Raw genomic sequence first — 17424 nt, forward strand, 5'->3', positions numbered from 1 at the left:
CTCGCCGGCCCCGCCGAGCGCGCCAGCCAGAGCGCCTCTGCAGCTGCCAGGGCCTCGGGCGTATCGATGTCGGTCACGATGCCGACATCGTCCACCACGAGGTCGGCCACGGCATCGATGGCGCGCATCGCCTTCAGGATGGAGGATGCGCCCAGAGGCCCCTTCAGCGCCGCGAGCTGCGCGCCGCAGCCGGCCGAGAAGCCGACCGGATGGCCGCGCTCGCCCCTGTATTGCGGCTGCACCGCGCGCACCCGGCCGGCCAGCGCGCCGGCCACGGTCCGCAGCGTCTCGGGGCGCACCAGCGGCAGGTCGCCCGGAAGAATGAGCCAGCCGGCGGCATCCGGCGTGGCACGCACCGCGGCGGCAATCGAGTCGCCCATGCCTGGATGGCCGGCGTCTTCGAGCCGCCACGGCAGGCCGCTCGCACGCACCGCGTCCAGCGTGCGTTCCAGCAGCGGCTTGCCCGCCAGCGGCGCCTGCAGCTTGGGGCCGGCGCCGCCGGCCGCGATGAATCGCTCGCCGCGGCCCGAGGCCAACACGATCACCAACGGGGAATTCGCCTTTGTCGCCATGCGCCGAGTATGTCCGCGGAATGCCCGCGGTGCCTTGCGGCGGCGCAATGCGCAACAATGCCGGCATGAGTTCTGCATCTTCTTCTCCAACCAGCGAAACGCTGGCCGCGCTGCGCAAGAGCTACGAGCGCGCCGAACTCGGCGAAAACCACAGCGCCGAAGATCCGCTGAAGCAGTTCGAGCGCTGGCTCGGCGAAGCCATCGACGCGCAGGTGCCCGAGCCCAACGCCATGACGCTGTGCACCGTGGGCGGCGACCTGCGGCCTTCCAGCCGCATCGTGCTCATCAAGGGCTATGACGCGCGCGGCATCGTCTGGTACACCAACTATGAAAGCCGCAAGGGCCGGGAGCTCTCGGGCAATCCGTACGCGGCCCTGCAGTTCCACTGGGTAGAGCTCGAACGCGTGGTGCGCATCGAGGGCCGCGTGGAAAAGGCGAGTGCAGAGGAAAGCGACGCCTACTTCGCGAGCCGCCCGCTCGACTCGCGCATCGGCGCCTGGGCCAGCCCGCAGAGCGAGGTGATCAGCGGCCGCGACGTGCTGGTCAAGAACGCGGCCGTGGCCGCCGCCAGGCACCTGCTCTCGCCGCCCCGCCCGCCGCACTGGGGCGGCTACCGGCTCGTGCCGGACCGCTGGGAATTCTGGCAGGGCCGCAAGAGCCGCCTGCACGACCGGCTGCGCTACCGGCTCGAAGGCGCCGACTGGGTGCGCGAGCGGCTGGCCCCCTGAACCGCGTCAAGCCTCGCAGGGAGCGACTTTGAACTCGACGCGGCGGTCGAGCGCATCGCTGGCATCGTCGGCACCGGTGCCCACAATGTTCTCGCGGAAGCCCATGCCGGACTCGCGCAGCTTCTTCGACAGCGGCGGTGCCTCGCCCACCAGCCGGGTCTTCACGCTGAGCGCGCGCTGCAGCGAAAGGCGCTCGTTGACCGACTCCGAGCCGGTGCGGCTCGTGTGGCCGGTGACCACCACGCAGGAGTCGATCTGCGCCGCCTGGCGCGCGATCTGCCGCAGCCACATCGGATAGGCGGCGCTGATCTTCGGGTCGGCCAGGAAATCGGTCGAGCCGGGCTTGAACAGGAACTTCACGCTCAGGTTGTTGGTTTCCAGCCCGAGCCGCGCCAGGGTGCCGAAGGTCTTCTCCGCATCGGCCGTCCGGCCTAGCTGGGACTGCGTCAGATACAGGCCGCTGTAGATGCGCAGCTGCTGGCCGTCGGGCCGGCGCGAAGCGGCCTCGTAGCGGCTGAGCGCCTCGCTCATGCGGCCGGCTTCGTAGGCGGTGGTGGCCTCCTGCAGCACGGTCGACGTGGGCAGCCGCTCCAGGTAGAGCGCATCGGCGGCCTGCCCGGGCTGCGTTTCGGCGGTGCGGATGTAGCCTTCCACGCCGCGGTCCTTGCCGTTCACCGGGCTGTCGCGGAAGAAGGCCGTGGGCCGCGTGTCGAGCGTCGCGTCGCTGATGCGCGCCACCGATTGCGCGATGACTACGCCGCTCCTGATCTCGGTCAGCGCCAGGTTCAGGCGATAGCGGCCCTCCGCCGAGTCCTTGTCGCGCACCAGCGTGCCGTTGAGCACGTACTGCGCGCGCTCGATCTCGGCGTTGTTGAAGGGCGTGACGGTGAACTGCCTGAACTGCGACTGCATGCGCTGCACGATGCGCTGCTCGGCCACGCGCGTGACCTCGGTCTGCTGGCCGCTCGCGCCCTCGAGCAGAGGGTCGATCACGATGCGGCTCTGCTTGATCGACGACTCCACCTTGGCCAGGAAGGCCGGCAGCTTCTGCGTCTGCACGATCAGGTCGTCCACCGCCTGGTTGACGGCCTGCTCGAATGGCATGGCATTGCCCGGCGCCGGCCGGTGCGCGCAGGCGGCGCAAAGCAGCGCGGCGCACGACAGCGCCAGCGCGCGCATGGCCGTACGGATCGGGTGGGTGGTCTTCATCATCAGCATTGGCTCCTCAAGATCTTCATGTCTTCGTCCGACAGCGGCTCCCCCACCGCTGCGCGCATGTTGATTTCGCTGCAGCGCCTGGCGGATGGCGGCCTTTTCGGGGCCGGGGCCTTCTCCGCCTCCAGCGGCTGTGGCACAGCCACGGCAACCGCCTGCGGCTTCGGCCTGGCGCTCGGCTTCGAAGCCGGAGCGGGCGGCGGCTTCGGCTGCACCGGGCTGGCCACGGGTGCTGGCTCGCGCGGCACAGCGGCTGAAAGGCAGGGCGTTCGACACGGCTTCGTATCGGCGGCCGCCGGCATGGCGCCGCCGCACAGCGCGATCACCATCGCAATCGGCGCCATGGCGGAAAACGGCGAAGACCGCGGCTGGTAAATCATCAGCGGGCAAATGTAGAGCGAGAGGCGCCGCCCGCCATCTCGCCAAATGGCCACCCTGCCGAATGGCCTAGGCCGGGAAAAGCCTCAAGGCAGCCATTGCACCAGGGTCATGACCAGCGTCAGCGTCGCGAGGGCAAGCACCGTCGACACCGCGACGCTGGCCGTGACCAGGTCTTCCGATGTGCGGTAGCGCTGCGAAAAGAGAAAGACGTTGGCGCCGATCGGCAACGCCGCCGCCACCACCATCACGGTGAGCGGTGTGCCGTGCACGCCCAGCAGCCAGCCGATGCCGGCCACCAGCAGCGGATGCAGCAGGTTCTTCACCAGCGCCTGCACCGTCGCTTCGCGCCAGTGCCGCCCGACGGGTGTCAACGCAAGCGTGATGCCCACCATCACCAGCGCTACCGGACCGAAGGCCTGGCCAAGCAGCAGGATCGGCTTGTCGAGGAAATCGGGCATTGCGAGCCCGGTCTGCGCGAACAGCAGCCCCGCGATGATCGGCATCGGCACCGGATGGATGATGGCGTTGCGCAGCGCGCGCAGCACCGTGCGCGCCATGGGGCGCTTCTCGTGGCCGTCCCGCTGCGCATGCTCGCGCGCCACCGCCAGTTCGAGCACGACCGTGGCGCTGGTCAGCAGCACCAGCGAATGCAGCGAGATCAGCGTGAGCAGCACCACCATGCCCTGCTCGCCATAGGCAAGGCCGACCAGCACGATGCCGATCATCACCGTGTTGCTGTAGGTGTTGGCCAGCGCAATGACGGCTGCCGTGCGGTTGAAGCCGCGCAGCGCCAGCGTGCCCGCGAACAGCAGGCCCGAGGCGATGAAGTACGCCGCCACGGGCTTCAGGCTCAGCTCCTGCACGTGCACCGTGCTCATCGCGCGGAAAAGCAGCGCCGGCGCAAGCAGCAGGAAGATCAGGTTGGAAAGGTCCTTGACGGCGTTGCCGCCGATCCAGCGGCGCCGGCCGGCCAGGTAGCCCGCCGCGATCAGGACGACGACCGGCAGCAGCGAAGAGATGACAAACGAATTCACCCGCCGAGGATAGCCCCTTGCCTGCGGGCAACGCCGGCGGGTTCGTTCAGAAGGTCACGCGCAGGCCGAGCTTCAGCGAACGCCCCGGCAGCGGCGCGTTCGGGTACACCGTCGTCGTCAGGATCGAGGTCGGGCTGTAGGCCAGCTTGTTCGTGATGTTGTCGATGCGCGCATACCAGGTGAGGTTGGCGCGCTGCACCTTCATGCGGTAGGCGATCGAGGCATTCCAGAGCGTGTAGGCATCGGTTTCGCGCGCGCCGACGCTCGGCACGTGGCGCTGCGCCGCGTTGTAGTCGAAGCCCAAGCGTGCGCTCCAGGGGCCGTTGCCGTAGGCCAGCGTCGCGCCCGCGCGGAACGGCGCGATGCGCGGCAACGGCTCGCCGGTGTCGAGGTTCTTGGCACGCACCACGTCGCCGCGCCATTCGAGGTCGAGCGTCGAGGCATCGGCCAGCCGCCCGAAACCGTCGGTGCCCAGCAGGCGCAGGTTGCCGCTCGCCTCGATGCCGGTGAAGCGCGCGCGCACGCCGCTGTAGAGGTACTCGGCCAGCGTGTCGGTGGCTTCGGGATCGGTCACCACCTGGCCTTCTTCGTCGAGCGTGCGGCCCGATGCCGTCAGGCCGATGTAGTTGCGAAAGCGCGTGACGTAGGCATTGACGCGGGCCGTGTTGGCGCCCGACTTCCATTGCGCGCCGACGTCGAAGCCGACCGACTTTTCCTTGTCGAGGTTCGGGTTGCCGACCTCCCAGGCGGCCGTTGCCACGTGCGGGCCGTTGGCGAGCAGCTCGTAGTCCTTCGGAGCCCGCTCGGTGTAGGCCAGGTTCGAGGTGAGCTGCCACTGCGGCGTCAGGTTGACCAGCGCGCCCACGGCCGCGCTGTGCGGGTTGAACGTGCGCTCGCCGATGGCAAAGCGCGTCACGGTCGGATCGTCGGGATAGCCGAGCGAAGCGACGCGGACCTTCTCGGTGCGTGCGCCAAAGCTCAGCCGGCCCCAGGAAGTGCCGAGTTCCTCGTACAGGAACAGCGCATTGGAACGCGTGCGGCTGTGCGGCGCAAAGGCTTCCGCGCCGTCCGCGGCAAAACGGTTGCTCTCGCTCGCGAAGCCGACCAGGCCCTCGAAGTTGCCGATCTTCTGGTGGCGCGCCTCGATGCGCAGGTCGTTGCTCATGTTCGAGAAGGTGGTGCCGGCCTCGCGGCCTTCGTACTCGGTGTGGCGGTAGTTGGTGTGGCTGGCCTTGACGTGGATGCTGCTGATGAAGCCGCCCGGGCGCCACTCGCCTTCGATGGCCTGGCGGTCGGACTTCATGCCGATGGTCACGTCGTCCTCGGCCACGGTGCCATAGGTGCTGCGGTAGGTGCTGGCCGAGGCGCCGATCCAGCCCTGATCGAAGAACAGCGTGCCGCCCACCGCGCCGCCATGCGCCTCGTTGGCCGAATTGCAGATCTTGCGCGCGAGCCAGGGCCGGCCGGGCTTGCTGCACTCCAGGTCGATGGGCACCGAGACATCCTTGGAGTCGCGGTTGAACGCATCGACGTGCAGTGCGAAGCGGTCGTTGCCGCCTTCGAGCACCACGCCGCCGTTCTTCTCCTTGTTGCCGGTGGAAAAGCCCAGGTCGGCACGGCCGCCGAAGCCGTTGATCGGCTCGCTCGGAATGCGGTTGTCGATCACGTTGACCACGCCACCCACCGCGCTGCCGCCGTACTGCAGCGCCGACGGGCCGCGCAGCACCTCGACGCGTTCGGTGACCAGCGCGTCCATTGGCACCGCATGGTCGTAGCTCAGCGACGAGGCGTCGGGCGCGCCGCCGCCGTTCTGCAGGATGCGGATGCGGTCGCCGTCCAGCCCGCGGATGATCGGCCGGCTGGCGTTGGGGCCGAAGTAGCTGCTGCTCACGCCGGGCAGGTTGTCGAGCGTTTGGCCCAGTGTCGATTCGGAGCGCATCAGGAGCCTGTCGCCCGATAGCGTGGTGGTGGGCGCGATCAGTTCGCTCGCGCCCAGCGGATTGCCGGTGACGGCAATCTCCGGCAGGACTGGTGCAGCTGCCTCGGCGGGCTGCGCCTGGAGTCCCGGTTGGGGCTGGGCCTGGGCCATGGCCGCGAAGGAGGCCAGCGAAAGAACGGCAGCGCCGATGGCGTTGCGACGGAAATTGGGAATCATGATGAACACTCGTTGAACCAAGGGGCGATCGCCGCCATCCGCAAGGCGCGGAGCAGCAACCGGAACACAGGGGGATTCAGCGAGTGGAGGGCGGGCCGCGCGCGTCGAACAGCGCAACCCAGCGGGCGATGGCCTCGCCCTGCAGGTAGGCAAAGGTGGCCGAGGGCAGCAGCACCGGCAGCACCACCATCGGCACGCCGGGCGCGCCCGAACCGTGCGAGAGCTGGTCGTAAAGCCGGCATTCGGCGTCGGAGTGGTCGCCGAACAAGTCGCCGACGCCGTGGGCCGCATGCTCGTGCGCGCCCTCCGGGTGCGCCGCCAGCGCAGCCGCGTGGGCCTGCGCCATGCCGGGCACGTGCAGCGTCCGGTGGATCAGCCCCAGCGTTCCCGCGAACCACAGCGCAACCACCAGCGCGACGGCGATCGCGCGGATCGGCAGGATCGGCCGGTTCGGGGCGGGGCTGGCGATGTGCACGGAAACAGGGCCTGGAAAGGAACGATCAGGCCTTGACGCGCGATGCGAAGGTCTTCTGGAACTTCTCGACCTTGGGCCCGACCACGAAGGCGCAGTAGCCCTGGTTCGGGTTGTTCAGGAAGTAGTCCTGGTGGTAGGCCTCGGCCGCCGAGTAGTTGGCGAGCGGCGCCACCTCGGTCACGATGGGAGAGCCGTAGGTCTTGCTCGCCTCGATCTCGCGGATGACCTCCTGGGCCGCCTGCTTTTGCGCATCGCTCATGAAATAGATGCCGCTGCGGTACTGCGTGCCCACATCGTTGCCCTGGCGGTTCAGGCTCGTGGGGTCGTGCACCACGAAGAATATCTCGAGAATCTCGCGCAGGCTGATGGCCGCAGGGTCGAATTCCACCTTCACCACCTCCGCATGCCCGGTGCGGCCGGTGCAGACCTGCTCGTAGCTCGGGTTGACGGTCTGGCCGTTGCAGTAGCCCGACTCGACGTCCACCACGCCCTGCACCCGGTCGAACACGGCCTCGGTGCACCAGAAGCAGCCTCCGCCAAGCACGATGGTCTCAGTGGGCGACGATGAAGAGGACATGGCTGCTCCGGCAGGTGGGGAAAAAGCGAACCCGATATTGTCGCGGCTTGACGGGCCGGATGCTGGTCACTACATTACTAACCCGTTAGTCATTAACATCATGCCGACCCCCCGATTCTTTGCCGACAAGATCTGCCCGGTGCGCGCCAAGCGCGAGCGCCGCAAGGAGGCGCGTCCGGGCGAACTGCTGGCGGCGGCGCTCGACCTGTTCGTCGAAAAAGGCTTTGCCGCCACCCGCGCCGAGGAAGTGGCGGCGCGCGCGGGCGTCTCCAAGGGCACCCTCTTTCTTTACTTTCCCAGCAAGGAAGAACTCTTCAAGGCCGTGGTGGTCGAGAACCTCGGCGGCCGGTTTGCCGAGTGGAACGACGAGTTCGAGGCCTTCGAGGGCACGACGGCCGACATGCTGCGCTATTGCATGCGCGTCTGGTGGGAGCGCGTGGGCATGACCAAGGCCTCGGGCCTGACCAAGCTCATGATGAGCGAAGGCACCAATTTTCCCGAGCTGGCCGAGTTCTACCGCAAGGAGGTGGTGCGGCCGGGCCATTCGCTGCTGCGGCGCATCCTGCAGCGCGGCATCGACCGGGGCGAATTCGCGCCGGTCGACATCGACCACGCCATCTACGCGGTGGTGGCGCCCATGGTCTTCCTGATGCTCTGGAAGCACTCGGCCATGGTCTGCGTCGACGCGGAAACCTCGCTCGACCCTGAAAAATACCTCGCCACGCAGGCCGAGACCGTGCTTTACGGCCTCACCCGGCAGCCCGGAGCCGCCGCATGACGCGCAAATGCATCGCCGGGCGGCCGCGGGCCCGCGCCACGCAACCTAAAATTGAAGGTTTGTCCTGAGCCCCACAAGGAAAAGCCTCCCATGAACCCCACCCCCTCCCTCGAGCGCCTGCGCTTCAACATGATCGAACAGCAGATCCGGCCCTGGGATGTGCTCGATCTGGAAGTCCTCGACCTGCTGGCCTCGATCCGGCGCGAAGACTACGTGCCGGCCGAGCACCGCGCGCTGGCCTTCTTCGACATGGAGATTCCGCTGGGCGACGGCTCCGTTCCCGGCCAGGTGATGCTCTCGCCCAAGGTCGAGGCGCGCATGCTGCAGGACCTGCATGTGCAAAAGCACGAGTCGGTGCTCGAGATCGGCACCGGATCGGGCTTCATGGCCGCCCTGCTCGCCCATCGCGCGGCCCAGGTGCTGTCGCTCGAGATCGATCCCGCGCTGGCCGCCCGCGCCGCCGAAACGCTGCGCCGCAACGGCGTGTCCAATGTCGAGGTGCGCAATGCCGACGGCGCCGTGCCGCTGCCGAGCGGCCCGAGCTTCGACGTGATCGTGCTCAGCGGCTCGGTGGCGCGCATTCCGCAGAACCTGCTCGGCTCGCTCAAGGTGGGCGGCCGCCTTGCCGCCATCGTGGGCGAGGAGCCGATGATGCGCGCCCACTTCGTCACCCGCACCAGCGAAAGCAAGTGGGACACCGTCCAGCCCTGGGACACCGTGGCGCCGCGGCTGCTCAACTTTCCCGAGCCCTCGCGCTTCTCGTTCTGAACGGGTATCACCGAATGATCGACCAAGTCCGCCCCGCCGATCTTGCCGCCTGGTTTGCGCAAAACCCGGAGGCGGCGCCCGTGCTGCTCGACGTGCGCGAACCCTGGGAGCTGCAGACCGCCAGCGTTGCGCCGCAGGGCTTCACGCTCGTGGCCATCCCGATGAACGAGATTCCGGCGCGGCTTGCCGAGCTCGACGAGGGCCTGCGCATCGCATGCCTGTGCCACCACGGTGCGCGCAGCCAGCGCGTGGCGGCCTTCCTGAGCCAGAACGGCTTTGCCGAGTTGGCCAACGTGGCCGGCGGCATCGACGCCTGGTCCGCACAGCACGATCCCTCCGTGCCGCGCTACTGATTCTTTCTTCAAGGACGTTCAATGCCTTTCAGGCCCAGGCTTTTGCCTCTTTCCGCAGCGCTCGCAAGTCTCTTTGCCACCCTGTTCGCGCTGCCGGCCCAAGGCCAGACACTGAACGAACTCTACGAATCCGCACGCGGCTTCGACGCCACCTACCAGGGCGCGCGGGCCCAGTACGACGCGAGCGTGGCGCGCGCCGCGCAGGCCAAGGCCGGCATTCTTCCGGCCGTGGGGCTCACGGCCGGCGCCACGCGCAACAACCTGGACATCGACACGCTCACCGGCACCGGCCGTGGAACGACCACGCCGCGCGACTTCACCACGCAGAACATCGGCATCAACGCCACGCAGCCGCTGTACCGGCCCGCCAACTGGGCCACCTATGAACAAGGCAAGCGCCAGGCCGAGATCGCGCAGGCGGTGCTCACCATTGCCGAGCAGGACCTGATCGTGCGCGTGAGCCAGGCCTACTTCGACGTGCTCGCAAGCCAGGACAGCCTGACGCTGGTGCGCGCGCAGAAAGTGGCGGTGGCCGAGCAGCTCGCATCGGCCAAGCGCAACTTCGAGGTCGGCACCTCCACCATCACCGACACGCGCGAAGCCCAGGCCCGCTACGACCTCGTCATTGCGCAGGAAATCGCCGCCGAGAACGACCTGCAGGTGAAGAAGGTCGTGCTCGACCAGCTGGTCGGCCGCCCGGGCAGCGTGCCGGTGCCGCTGGCACAGCCGGTGGTGCTGCCGACCGCCACGCCGGCCAACATCGAAGCCTGGGTGGCGCAGGCCGAGGAGGCGCACCCGGCCATCCGACAGGCGCAGCTCGGGCTCGACGTGGCCGGGCTCGAAATCCGCAAGGCCGAAGCCGGCCACAAGCCCACGCTCGACGCCAACCTGGGCTACAACATCACGCGCAATCCGCACGGCACCAGCACCAGCACCGTGGGCACGCGCATCGATGCCGCCTCGGTCGGCGTGGTGTTCAACCTGCCGCTTTTCGCGGGCTTTGCCACCGAGAACCGCATCAAGGAAACGCTCGCGCTCGAGGACCAGTCGCGCAGCGTGCTGGAAGGCACCCGCCGCAGCGTCGCGCAGGCCACGCGCGCGGCCTACCTCGGGCTGGTGTCCGGTGCGGGCCAGGTCAAGGCGCTCGAGGCGGCCGAGGCATCGAGCCAGAGCGCGCTCGATGCCAACCGGCTCGGCTACCAGGTGGGCGTGCGCATCAACATCGACGTGCTCAATTCGCAGAGCCAGCTCTACCAGACCAAGCGCGATCTCGCGCAGGCGCGCTACAACGTGCTGCTGGGCAACCTGAAGCTGCGCCAGGCCAACGGCACGCTGACGGTCGACGACATGAACGCGATCAACGCGACGCTGGCGAAGAACGGCAGTACGGCAGCTTCACCTGCGCCCGGCGAACAGCCGCAGGCCGCGCCTTCGGTGCCCGTGGCACCGCCGCCCATTCCCGTGGTGCCGCCGGTGCCGGTGCAGCCGTTCAACCCGCCGGCACCGACGATGCCTTCGGCACCGCCGCCGCCGGTCATCCTGAATCCGCCGGTGCGCTGAGGATCCGGCCCGCGGCTACTCGAGCGTGGGTTCTGCCCGCGCATCCTCGAGCGGCGCGGCTTCGGTTGCCACCGGGTCGGCGGCCTGCGCGATAGCCAGCACCGCCGCTGCCGTGCGTTCGGCGGCGCCGCGGTTCGACGACGAGAAAGCCAGCGCGGCCTCGGCCATGGCAGCGCGCCGCTCGGGGTTCTCGACCAGCTTGAGCGCCGCGGTCACCGCCTGCTCCATGTTCTCGACACGCAGCGAGGCACCGGCCGCCAACGAGAGCTGCGCCGCTTCGGCAAAGTTGAAGGTCGAGGGGCCCATGACCACCGGGCAGCCGCAGGCGGCCGGCTCGATGAGGTTCTGTCCGCCCAGCGGTTCGAAGCTCCCGCCCAGCAACGCGACGTCGGCCAGGCCGTAGTACAGCGCCATTTCGCCGAGCGAATCGCCCAGCCAGATCTCGGCGTCCGACGGCTCGCCCGCGGCGCTGCGGCGCGCCACCACAAAGCCTTCGGCTTCGATCAGCGCGGCCACTTCGTCGAAGCGCTGCGGATGGCGCGGCACGATCATCCACTGCACGTCGTGCACGCGCTTGGCGATGGAGCGGATGGCGCCCTGCTCGGGCGGCACGGGCGCCGTGGCGCCGAAGCGCCTGAGCACGTCGAGCAGCATGCGCTCCTCGCCGTCGCGCGAACTCGCGAGCACCACCATGGGCTTGGGCAGCCGCTCGCGCAGCGTCACGGCCGCGGCCAGCTGGCGCGCATCAGGCGAAGCGTCGAACTTGAGGTTGCCGTAGATGCCGGCCACCTTGGCGCCCAGCGACACCAGCCGATGCGCGTCGGCCTCGGTCTGCGCCCACACGGCGGCCAGCGCCGAGTACGCGGGCCGCGCGAGCCAGCCGAGGCGTTCGGCCGCGGCCAGCGATTTTTCGTTGAGCCGCGCATTGGCCAGCACCAGCGGAATGCGGCGCTCGGCGCAGGCGGCGGCCATCTCGGGCCAGACCTCGGTTTCCATCAGCACGCCGATGCGCGGCTGGAAGCGATCGAGAAAGCGCTGCACCGCGCCGGGCATGTCCCAGGGCTGCCAGACCTGCGTGTCGCCGGGTTCGAGCAGCTTGGCGCCCTCCTCGCGGCCGGTCGCGGTGCCGTGCGTGAGCAGGATCGGTATGCCCGGGTATTGCCTGCGCAGCTCAGCGATCAGGATGGCGGCGGCGCGCGTTTCGCCGAGCGAGACCGCATGCACCCAGCACTGGCCCTCGCCGATGGTTGCATCGTCGTAGCGGCCGAAGCGCTCCTCGACGGCCACGCCGTAGCCGGGCTCGGCCTGCGCCCTGCGCCGCAGCTTGCGGCGAACCAGCGGTTGCACGGCGGTGGTGAAGGCGCCGTAGAGGCGCAGCAGCAGCGAACGCACGGTGCTCAGTGCGACGCTTCGGCCAGCGTCGCGTCAGCCTTGACGGTTTTGAGGAGCGCGAGCATCTCGGCTTCGATGCGCTTGAGGGCTGCATCGGTCTGGCCTTCGAACCGCAGCACCAGCACCGGCGTGGTGTTGGAAGCGCGAATGAGCCCGAAGCCGTCGGGCCAGTCGACGCGCAGGCCGTCGATGGTCGAGACCACCGCGGGGGCCGCGAAGCTCGCGCCTGCGACGAGCTTGTCGACCACCGCATGCGGTTCGCCCTCGGCGCATTTCACGTTGAGCTCGGGCGTCGAGAAGCTGGTGGGCAGCGCATTGAGTGTGTCGCTCGCATTGGGTGTCTTGCTCAGGATCTCGAGCAGGCGGCAGCCCGCATAGGTGCCGTCGTCGAAGCCGAACCAGCGCTCCTTGAAGAAGATGTGGCCGCTCATCTCGCCGCCCAGCGGCGAATCGATTTCCTTCATCCTGGCCTTGATCAGCGAATGGCCGGTCTTGAAGATCATCGGCTTGCCGCCTGCGGCCTCGATGGCCGGCGCCAGGCGCTGCGAGCACTTCACGTCGTACACGATGGTGCCGCCCGGCACGCGCGAGAGCACGTCCTGCGCAAAGAGCTGCATCTGGCGGTCGGGGAAGATGTTCTGGCCGTCTTTCGTGACGATGCCCAGCCGGTCGCCGTCGCCGTCGAAGGCCAGGCCGAGTTCGGCGTCGCCCGAGGCCAGCGCGGCCATCAGGTCCCTGAGGTTCTCGGGCTTGCTCGGATCGGGGTGGTGGTTGGGAAAGTCGCCGTCGACTTCGCTGAACAGTTCGGTCACTTCGCAGCCGATGGCACGGAAGATGGCCGGGGCCGAGGCGCCCGCAATGCCGTTGCCGGAATCGACCACGATCTTCAGCGGGCGGGCCAGCTGGATGTCGCCGACGATGCGCTTCGTGTAGGCGTCGGTCACGTCGACCTTGCGCACGCTGCCGCCGGGGGCGAGCCTGGCGGTGCCTTCTTCCATCACCTTGCGCAGGCCCTGGATCTCGTCGCCGTGGATGGCGCGTCCCGCCAGCACCATCTTGAAGCCGTTGTAGTCCTTGGGGTTGTGGCTGCCCGTGACCTGGATGCCGCTGGTGCACAGCGTGTGGGCCGCGAAGTAGAGCATCGGCGTGGTCACCGCGCCCACGTCGATCACCTCGATGCCGGCGGCCACCAGGCCGCTGATCAGTGCTTCGGCGAGCGCGGGCCCCGAGAGGCGGCCGTCGCGGCCCACGGCCACGGCCTTTTCACCGGCGGCGCGGGCGGCGCTGCCGAAAGCCCGGCCGAGCGCTTCCGCGACCTCGGCATCGAGCGTGACGGGCACCACGCCTCGGATGTCATAGGCCTTGAAAATCGACGCACTGAGTTGCATGAAGAGGCATTCCCTGTAGGTTCTTGAGAACGGGCCATTGTAGGCAAGCGCCTGGGGGCCCACATGTCCGAAAACGGCCAGTTGAAACGAGTCGAAACCGTATCATTTGCCCATGCCTACCTCACATGCATCCACCGACGCACTCGAGAGCGACGCCTGCTACCTGGCAATGAAGACGCACGATGCGCGCTTCGACGGCTCGTTCTTCACCGCGGTGACCTCCACCGGCATCTACTGCCGGCCGGTCTGCCGCGTGAAGCTGCCGCGGCGCGAGAACTGCCGCTTCTTCCGCCACGCGGCGCAGGCGGAGGCCGAGGGCTTCCGCCCCTGCCTGCGCTGCCGGCCCGAGCTCGCGCCGCGGGCGGCGAGCTGGTCGACCGAAGATGCCTCGCGCATCCTCGCGCTGCAGGCCGCGCGGCTCATCGACGAGCCCGATGCCTGGTCCGAGGACGGCCCGGGCGCGGCGCAGATCGCCGCACGGCTCGGCGTGAGCGACCGCCATCTGCGGCGCATCTTCGAGGCGCAGTTCGGCGTCTCGCCGCTGCAATACCTGCAGACCCGCCGCCTGCTGGCCGCCAAGCAACTGATCGCCGACACGCGCCTGCCGATGACGCAGGTGGCGCTGGCCAGCGGCTTTGCGAGCGTGCGCCGCTTCAACGCCGCATTCCTGGAGCACTACGGCCTCAACCCGAGCGCGCTGCGGCGTGCCGGCGGTGCCGGGGGCGGCGAGGGAAAGGCCATCGAGGTGCGGCTGGGCTTTCGCCCGCCCTACGACGTGGGCGCGATGCTCGGCTTCTTTGCGCGGCGCGCGCTGCGCGGCGTCGAGCTGGCCACCACGGCCGATGGCAGGGAGCCCGCCAAGGGCAGCACGCCCACCTTCGTTCGCCTGGCCCGCACGCTGCGCGTGCAGCAAGGCGGACAGGCGCACGCCGGCTGGCTGCAGCTGCGCTTCGACATGGAGCGCGAGCAGATGCTGCTGTCCGTCAGCGACTCGCTCGCCGCGGTGCTGCCGATCGTGATCAGCCGCGCACGCGCCATGCTCGATCTCGATGCCGAGCCGATGGCCATCAACGCCGCGCTGCACGAGGCCTTTCCGCATGGCGACGGCTTGCGCGTGCCCGGCACGGTCGACGGTTTCGAGCTGGCGGTGCGCGCGGTGCTGGGCCAGCAGGTCACCGTGGCCGCGGCGCGCACGCTGGGCTCGCGGCTGGTGGAGGCTTTCGGCGAAGCCATCGCCACGCCCATCGAAGGCCTGAATCGCCTGTTTCCCACGCCCGCGGCACTGGCGGCCGCGAGCGGCGATGCACTCGGCAAGCTCGGCATCGTGCGGCAGCGCCAGGCCGCGCTGCAGGCCATCGCGCGCGAGGTCGCAGGCGGCAAGCTCGCGTTGCATGCGGGCGCCGACGTGCCTTCGACCATCGCCGCGCTGCAGGAGCTGCCCGGCATCGGCGCCTGGACCGCGCAGTACATCGCGATGCGCGCACTGCGCTGGCCCGACGCCTTTCCCGCAGGCGACGTGGCGCTGCAGAAAGCGCTGGGCGTGAGCACCGAGCGTGCGGCCAGCCAGGCGTCGCAGGCCTGGCGGCCCTGGCGCAGCTATGCGGTGCTGCGCGCCTGGCATGCGCCGGCGCCCTCCTCTCCCGCTGCCGCCGCAGCAAATCCCTTGGCGGCGGCAGAGCCTTTCAACAACCTCGCTACGGCAGGCGCCTCCGCCTGAAATGCCATGAAGTTCAAGAGCAAAGTCATCTATACCTCGCACATCGACACGCCACTGGGCGGCATCACGATGGCGGCCACCGACGAAGGCCTGGCGGGCGTCTGGTTCGACCAGCAGCGCCACTGGCCCGACACCACGGGTTGGCAGACCAGGGACGACCACCCCGCGCTGGTCGAGGCCGGCGCACAGCTGCGCGACTACTTCGCAGGCAGGCGCGACACCTTCGACGTGAAGCTCGACCTCTCGCACGGCACCGCGTTCCAGCAGAGCGTGTGGCAGGCGCTGCTCGCCATTCCGGCGGGCAAGACCATGACCTACGGCGCGCTGAGCGTGAACGTGGGCAACCCGGCCGCGGTGCGCGCCGTGGGCGCGGCCGTCGGGCGCAATCCGATCAGCGTGATCGTGCCCTGCCACCGCGTGCTCGGCGCCGACGGCTCGCTGACCGGTTACGCTGGCGGGCTCCACCGCAAGACCGCACTGCTGGAACTCGAAGCGAAGTAGAGCCCGCCGCAGGGCCGCGAAGACCTTATGCGCACCACAACAAACGACAACACCACCGCCCTCCCGTCGCCGAAGCCCAAGCCCTGGCTCATCGACCTCGTGCTGCTCGGCGCGCTCTGGGGGGCGTCCTTTCTCTTCATGCGCATCGGCGCGGCCGAGTTCGGCGCCTTGCCGGCGGCTGCGGTGCGCGTGGCGGTGGCCACGCTGTTCCTGTTGCCGCTCCTGTTCATGCGCGGCCACGGCACGGCCCTGGCACAGAACTGGAAGGCGTCGATGGCCATCGGCGTGCTGAACTCGGGCATTCCGTTCGCGCTGTTCTGCTTTGCGCTGCTGACCATCAACAGCGGCCTGGCGGCGGTGATCAATGCCACGGTGCCGATGTTCGGCGCGCTGGTGGCGTGGGCCTGGTTTCGCGACCGACCCGATGGCTCGCGCATCGTCGGCCTGGTCATCGGCTTCGCCGGCGTCGCCATGCTGGCGAGCCGCAGCGCGGGCCTGCACGCCAATGCCGACGACAGTGCCGCGCTGTGGGCCGTGCTGGCCTGCCTCGGCGCCTGTGCCAGCTACGGCGTGGCGGCCAGCGCCACGCGGCGCTATCTGGGCGGCGTGCCCGCGCTGGCCACCGCCACCGGCAGCCAGATCGGCGCCACGCTGTTCCTCGCGCTTCCCGCGCTGTGGTTCTGGCCCGCGCAGATGCCGAGCCTGCGCGCCTGGCTGGCATTGCTGGCGCTGGGCATCGCATGCACCGGCCTCGCGTACATCCTGTTCTTCCGGCTCATCGCCAATGCGGGACCGGCGCGCGCGCTGACCGTGACCTTCCTGGTGCCGGTGTTCGCGGTGTTCTACGGCGCCGTGTTCCTCGGCGAGAACATCACGCAGTGGATGCTGATCTGCGCGGCCGTGATCGTCTGCGGCGTGGCGCTGTCCACCGGCATCGTGAAGCTCTGGCCGCGCGCGGGCGGCGCGGCCGCTACATCGCCCCCGCGACCACGTTGACCGACAGCGCGAGCACCAGCATGTTGAAGGCGAAGGCGAGCACGCTGTGCACCAGCGTGAGGCGCCGCATCTCGCGCGAGGTGGCCTGCACGTCGGACACCTGCGTGGTCATGCCGACCACGTAGGCGTAGTACAGAAAGTCAAAATAGTCCGGCTCTTCCTTGCCCGGAAAATCCAGCCCGCCATCGGGCGAGCCGTCGCGCTGGTCGATGTAGTAGCGGTGCGCATAGTGGAAGGCATAGATCGTGTGCATCATGAGCCACGAGCCCACCAGCGCCACCAGTCCGAGCGCGATATGGCCCGCCCGCGCCGGCCCGCTCATCAGCTTGACCTGCTGCAGCAGCATCGCGATGGCCACCACGCTCGCCGCGATGACCACCAGCATCGACACCAGGATCACCACATTGGGCTGGTCCAGCGACTGTGCGCGCGCGCGGGTGCGCTGCGCATCGAAAGTGTCGGCCAGCCACCACGTGAGCAACAGGAACACCGCCGCGCTGGTGCACCAGCCCGCGAGTCCGCGCGCCATGGCGTCGAGCGGCCACGGGATGGCCGCGACGATGGTGCCCGCCACGCCGGCATAGAGAAGACGCTGCGGCCCGGTGGTGGTGGACAGATTTTTTCGCATCTTCAAAGCTTACCTTGAGTACTTTTTCAGGCGTGCGATTGCCTGGGTCGCCATCGTCCTACACGCACAGCGGCAATCGGCGCATGGGCTTTGTGCAAGGGGGCTATTAACTTGGCGGTCATCAACAGGGAGCAACCGCCCGGAAGACTGGCGCGCACACAAATTGCGTGTCGAGCCCGAGGCGTATTTTTTTGCCTTCTCCTCTT

The 17424-nt window shown here is 68.9% G+C and carries 18 protein-coding genes; 9 read left to right on the plus strand and 9 right to left on the minus strand.

Annotated elements, in window-relative coordinates:
- On the minus strand, positions 1-572 hold a 572-nt coding region (locus EJO66_RS03160), incomplete at its 3' end, for a nucleotidyltransferase family protein (RefSeq protein ID WP_164547766.1).
- Between the two features lie 47 nt (positions 573-619).
- On the opposite strand from EJO66_RS03160, the gene pdxH reads away from it, so the two are divergent.
- Positions 620-1300, plus strand: a complete 681-nt coding sequence (pdxH, locus tag EJO66_RS03165; RefSeq protein WP_206168829.1) for a pyridoxamine 5'-phosphate oxidase — start codon at positions 620-622, stop codon at positions 1298-1300.
- Positions 1301-1306: 6 nt separating this feature from the next.
- Here the strand turns inward: pdxH and EJO66_RS03170 are convergent, their stop codons facing one another.
- Positions 1307-2512, minus strand: coding sequence for an OmpA family protein (locus tag EJO66_RS03170; protein WP_223262150.1), 1206 nt, complete (start codon positions 2510-2512; stop codon positions 1307-1309).
- A gap of 24 nt (positions 2513-2536) precedes the next feature.
- On the opposite strand from EJO66_RS03170, the gene EJO66_RS03175 reads away from it, so the two are divergent.
- A complete protein-coding gene (locus EJO66_RS03175; protein WP_125964604.1) occupies positions 2537-2890 on the plus strand; it encodes a hypothetical protein in 354 nt (117 codons plus the stop codon).
- Positions 2891-2979: 89 nt separating this feature from the next.
- Here EJO66_RS03175 and EJO66_RS03180 read toward each other — a convergent pair whose 3' ends face one another.
- The 4 genes from EJO66_RS03180 to msrA all read right to left on the minus strand — a co-directional run bounded on the left by EJO66_RS03180 (position 2980) and on the right by msrA (position 7137).
- Entirely contained in the window at positions 2980-3930 is a 951-nt protein-coding gene (locus tag EJO66_RS03180) for an AEC family transporter (RefSeq protein ID WP_124955965.1), read from the minus strand.
- Positions 3931-3976: 46 nt separating this feature from the next.
- Positions 3977-6085 carry a TonB-dependent receptor gene (locus EJO66_RS03185; protein WP_125964605.1) on the minus strand — a complete coding sequence of 703 codons (2109 nt, stop codon included), beginning with the start codon at positions 6083-6085 and terminating at the stop codon, positions 3977-3979.
- Positions 6086-6161: 76 nt separating this feature from the next.
- Positions 6162-6560, minus strand: a complete 399-nt coding sequence (locus tag EJO66_RS03190) for a hypothetical protein (protein WP_125964606.1) — start codon at positions 6558-6560, stop codon at positions 6162-6164.
- Positions 6561-6585: 25 nt separating this feature from the next.
- A complete protein-coding gene (msrA, locus tag EJO66_RS03195; protein WP_124955971.1) occupies positions 6586-7137 on the minus strand; it encodes a peptide-methionine (S)-S-oxide reductase MsrA in 552 nt (183 codons plus the stop codon).
- Between the two features lie 100 nt (positions 7138-7237).
- On the opposite strand from msrA, the gene EJO66_RS03200 reads away from it, so the two are divergent.
- The 4 genes from EJO66_RS03200 (at position 7238) to EJO66_RS03215 (ending at position 10596) form a co-directional block, all read left to right on the plus strand.
- A complete protein-coding gene (locus EJO66_RS03200) occupies positions 7238-7915 on the plus strand; it encodes a TetR/AcrR family transcriptional regulator (RefSeq protein ID WP_125964607.1) in 678 nt (225 codons plus the stop codon).
- 90 nt (positions 7916-8005) lie between these two features.
- Complete coding sequence (locus tag EJO66_RS03205) at positions 8006-8683, plus strand: protein-L-isoaspartate O-methyltransferase family protein (protein WP_125964608.1); 678 nt, start codon at positions 8006-8008, stop codon at positions 8681-8683.
- A 14-nt stretch (positions 8684-8697) separates the two neighbouring features.
- A complete protein-coding gene (locus EJO66_RS03210; protein ID WP_124955977.1) occupies positions 8698-9036 on the plus strand; it encodes a rhodanese-like domain-containing protein in 339 nt (112 codons plus the stop codon).
- A 21-nt stretch (positions 9037-9057) separates the two neighbouring features.
- Entirely contained in the window at positions 9058-10596 is a 1539-nt protein-coding gene (locus tag EJO66_RS03215; protein WP_125964609.1) for a TolC family outer membrane protein, read from the plus strand.
- A gap of 15 nt (positions 10597-10611) precedes the next feature.
- Here EJO66_RS03215 and EJO66_RS03220 read toward each other — a convergent pair whose 3' ends face one another.
- Together EJO66_RS03220 and EJO66_RS03225 are read right to left on the minus strand one after the other, a co-directional pair.
- Entirely contained in the window at positions 10612-11988 is a 1377-nt protein-coding gene (locus EJO66_RS03220) for a 3-deoxy-D-manno-octulosonic acid transferase (protein WP_125964610.1), read from the minus strand.
- A 5-nt stretch (positions 11989-11993) separates the two neighbouring features.
- Entirely contained in the window at positions 11994-13376 is a 1383-nt protein-coding gene (locus EJO66_RS03225) for a phosphomannomutase/phosphoglucomutase (protein ID WP_125964611.1), read from the minus strand.
- 112 nt (positions 13377-13488) lie between these two features.
- On the opposite strand from EJO66_RS03225, the gene EJO66_RS03230 reads away from it, so the two are divergent.
- The 3 genes from EJO66_RS03230 to EJO66_RS03240 are packed head-to-tail and all read left to right on the plus strand — an operon-like array spanning position 13489 to position 16590.
- A complete protein-coding gene (locus tag EJO66_RS03230; protein WP_124955985.1) occupies positions 13489-15093 on the plus strand; it encodes a DNA-3-methyladenine glycosylase 2 family protein in 1605 nt (534 codons plus the stop codon).
- 6 nt (positions 15094-15099) lie between these two features.
- On the plus strand, positions 15100-15594 hold the full coding sequence (locus EJO66_RS03235) for a methylated-DNA--[protein]-cysteine S-methyltransferase (RefSeq protein ID WP_124955987.1): 495 nt from the start codon (positions 15100-15102) through the stop codon (positions 15592-15594).
- A gap of 27 nt (positions 15595-15621) precedes the next feature.
- A complete protein-coding gene (locus EJO66_RS03240; RefSeq protein ID WP_124955989.1) occupies positions 15622-16590 on the plus strand; it encodes a DMT family transporter in 969 nt (322 codons plus the stop codon).
- Here EJO66_RS03240 and EJO66_RS03245 read toward each other — a convergent pair.
- Positions 16565-17218, minus strand: a complete 654-nt coding sequence (locus EJO66_RS03245) for a DUF1345 domain-containing protein (RefSeq protein ID WP_124955991.1) — start codon at positions 17216-17218, stop codon at positions 16565-16567. The two genes, EJO66_RS03240 and EJO66_RS03245, sit on opposite strands and share 26 nt — an antisense overlap.
- Between the last annotated feature and the right edge of the window lie 206 nt (positions 17219-17424).

This window comes from Variovorax beijingensis (assembly GCF_003951285.1).
Taxonomy (GTDB): domain Bacteria; phylum Pseudomonadota; class Gammaproteobacteria; order Burkholderiales; family Burkholderiaceae_C; genus Variovorax; species Variovorax beijingensis.

Excerpts from the sequence above, each read along its gene's own strand:
- pdxH (WP_206168829.1), top strand. The coding sequence starts at position 620 with ATGCGCAACAATGCCGGCATGAGTTCTGCATCTTCTTCTCCAACCAGC.
- EJO66_RS03170 (WP_223262150.1), bottom strand. The coding sequence starts at position 2,512 with ATGATGAAGACCACCCACCCGATCCGTACGGCCATGCGCGCGCTGGCG.
- EJO66_RS03175 (WP_125964604.1), top strand. The coding sequence starts at position 2,537 with ATGTCTTCGTCCGACAGCGGCTCCCCCACCGCTGCGCGCATGTTGATT.
- EJO66_RS03185 (WP_125964605.1), bottom strand. The coding sequence starts at position 6,085 with ATGATTCCCAATTTCCGTCGCAACGCCATCGGCGCTGCCGTTCTTTCG.
- msrA (WP_124955971.1), bottom strand. The coding sequence starts at position 7,137 with ATGTCCTCTTCATCGTCGCCCACTGAGACCATCGTGCTTGGCGGAGGC.
- EJO66_RS03200 (WP_125964607.1), top strand. The coding sequence starts at position 7,238 with ATGCCGACCCCCCGATTCTTTGCCGACAAGATCTGCCCGGTGCGCGCC.
- EJO66_RS03205 (WP_125964608.1), top strand. The coding sequence starts at position 8,006 with ATGAACCCCACCCCCTCCCTCGAGCGCCTGCGCTTCAACATGATCGAA.
- EJO66_RS03210 (WP_124955977.1), top strand. The coding sequence starts at position 8,698 with ATGATCGACCAAGTCCGCCCCGCCGATCTTGCCGCCTGGTTTGCGCAA.
- EJO66_RS03215 (WP_125964609.1), top strand. The coding sequence starts at position 9,058 with ATGCCTTTCAGGCCCAGGCTTTTGCCTCTTTCCGCAGCGCTCGCAAGT.
- EJO66_RS03225 (WP_125964611.1), bottom strand. The coding sequence starts at position 13,376 with ATGCAACTCAGTGCGTCGATTTTCAAGGCCTATGACATCCGAGGCGTG.
- EJO66_RS03230 (WP_124955985.1), top strand. The coding sequence starts at position 13,489 with ATGCCTACCTCACATGCATCCACCGACGCACTCGAGAGCGACGCCTGC.
- EJO66_RS03235 (WP_124955987.1), top strand. The coding sequence starts at position 15,100 with ATGAAGTTCAAGAGCAAAGTCATCTATACCTCGCACATCGACACGCCA.
- EJO66_RS03240 (WP_124955989.1), top strand. The coding sequence starts at position 15,622 with ATGCGCACCACAACAAACGACAACACCACCGCCCTCCCGTCGCCGAAG.
- EJO66_RS03245 (WP_124955991.1), bottom strand. The coding sequence starts at position 17,218 with ATGCGAAAAAATCTGTCCACCACCACCGGGCCGCAGCGTCTTCTCTAT.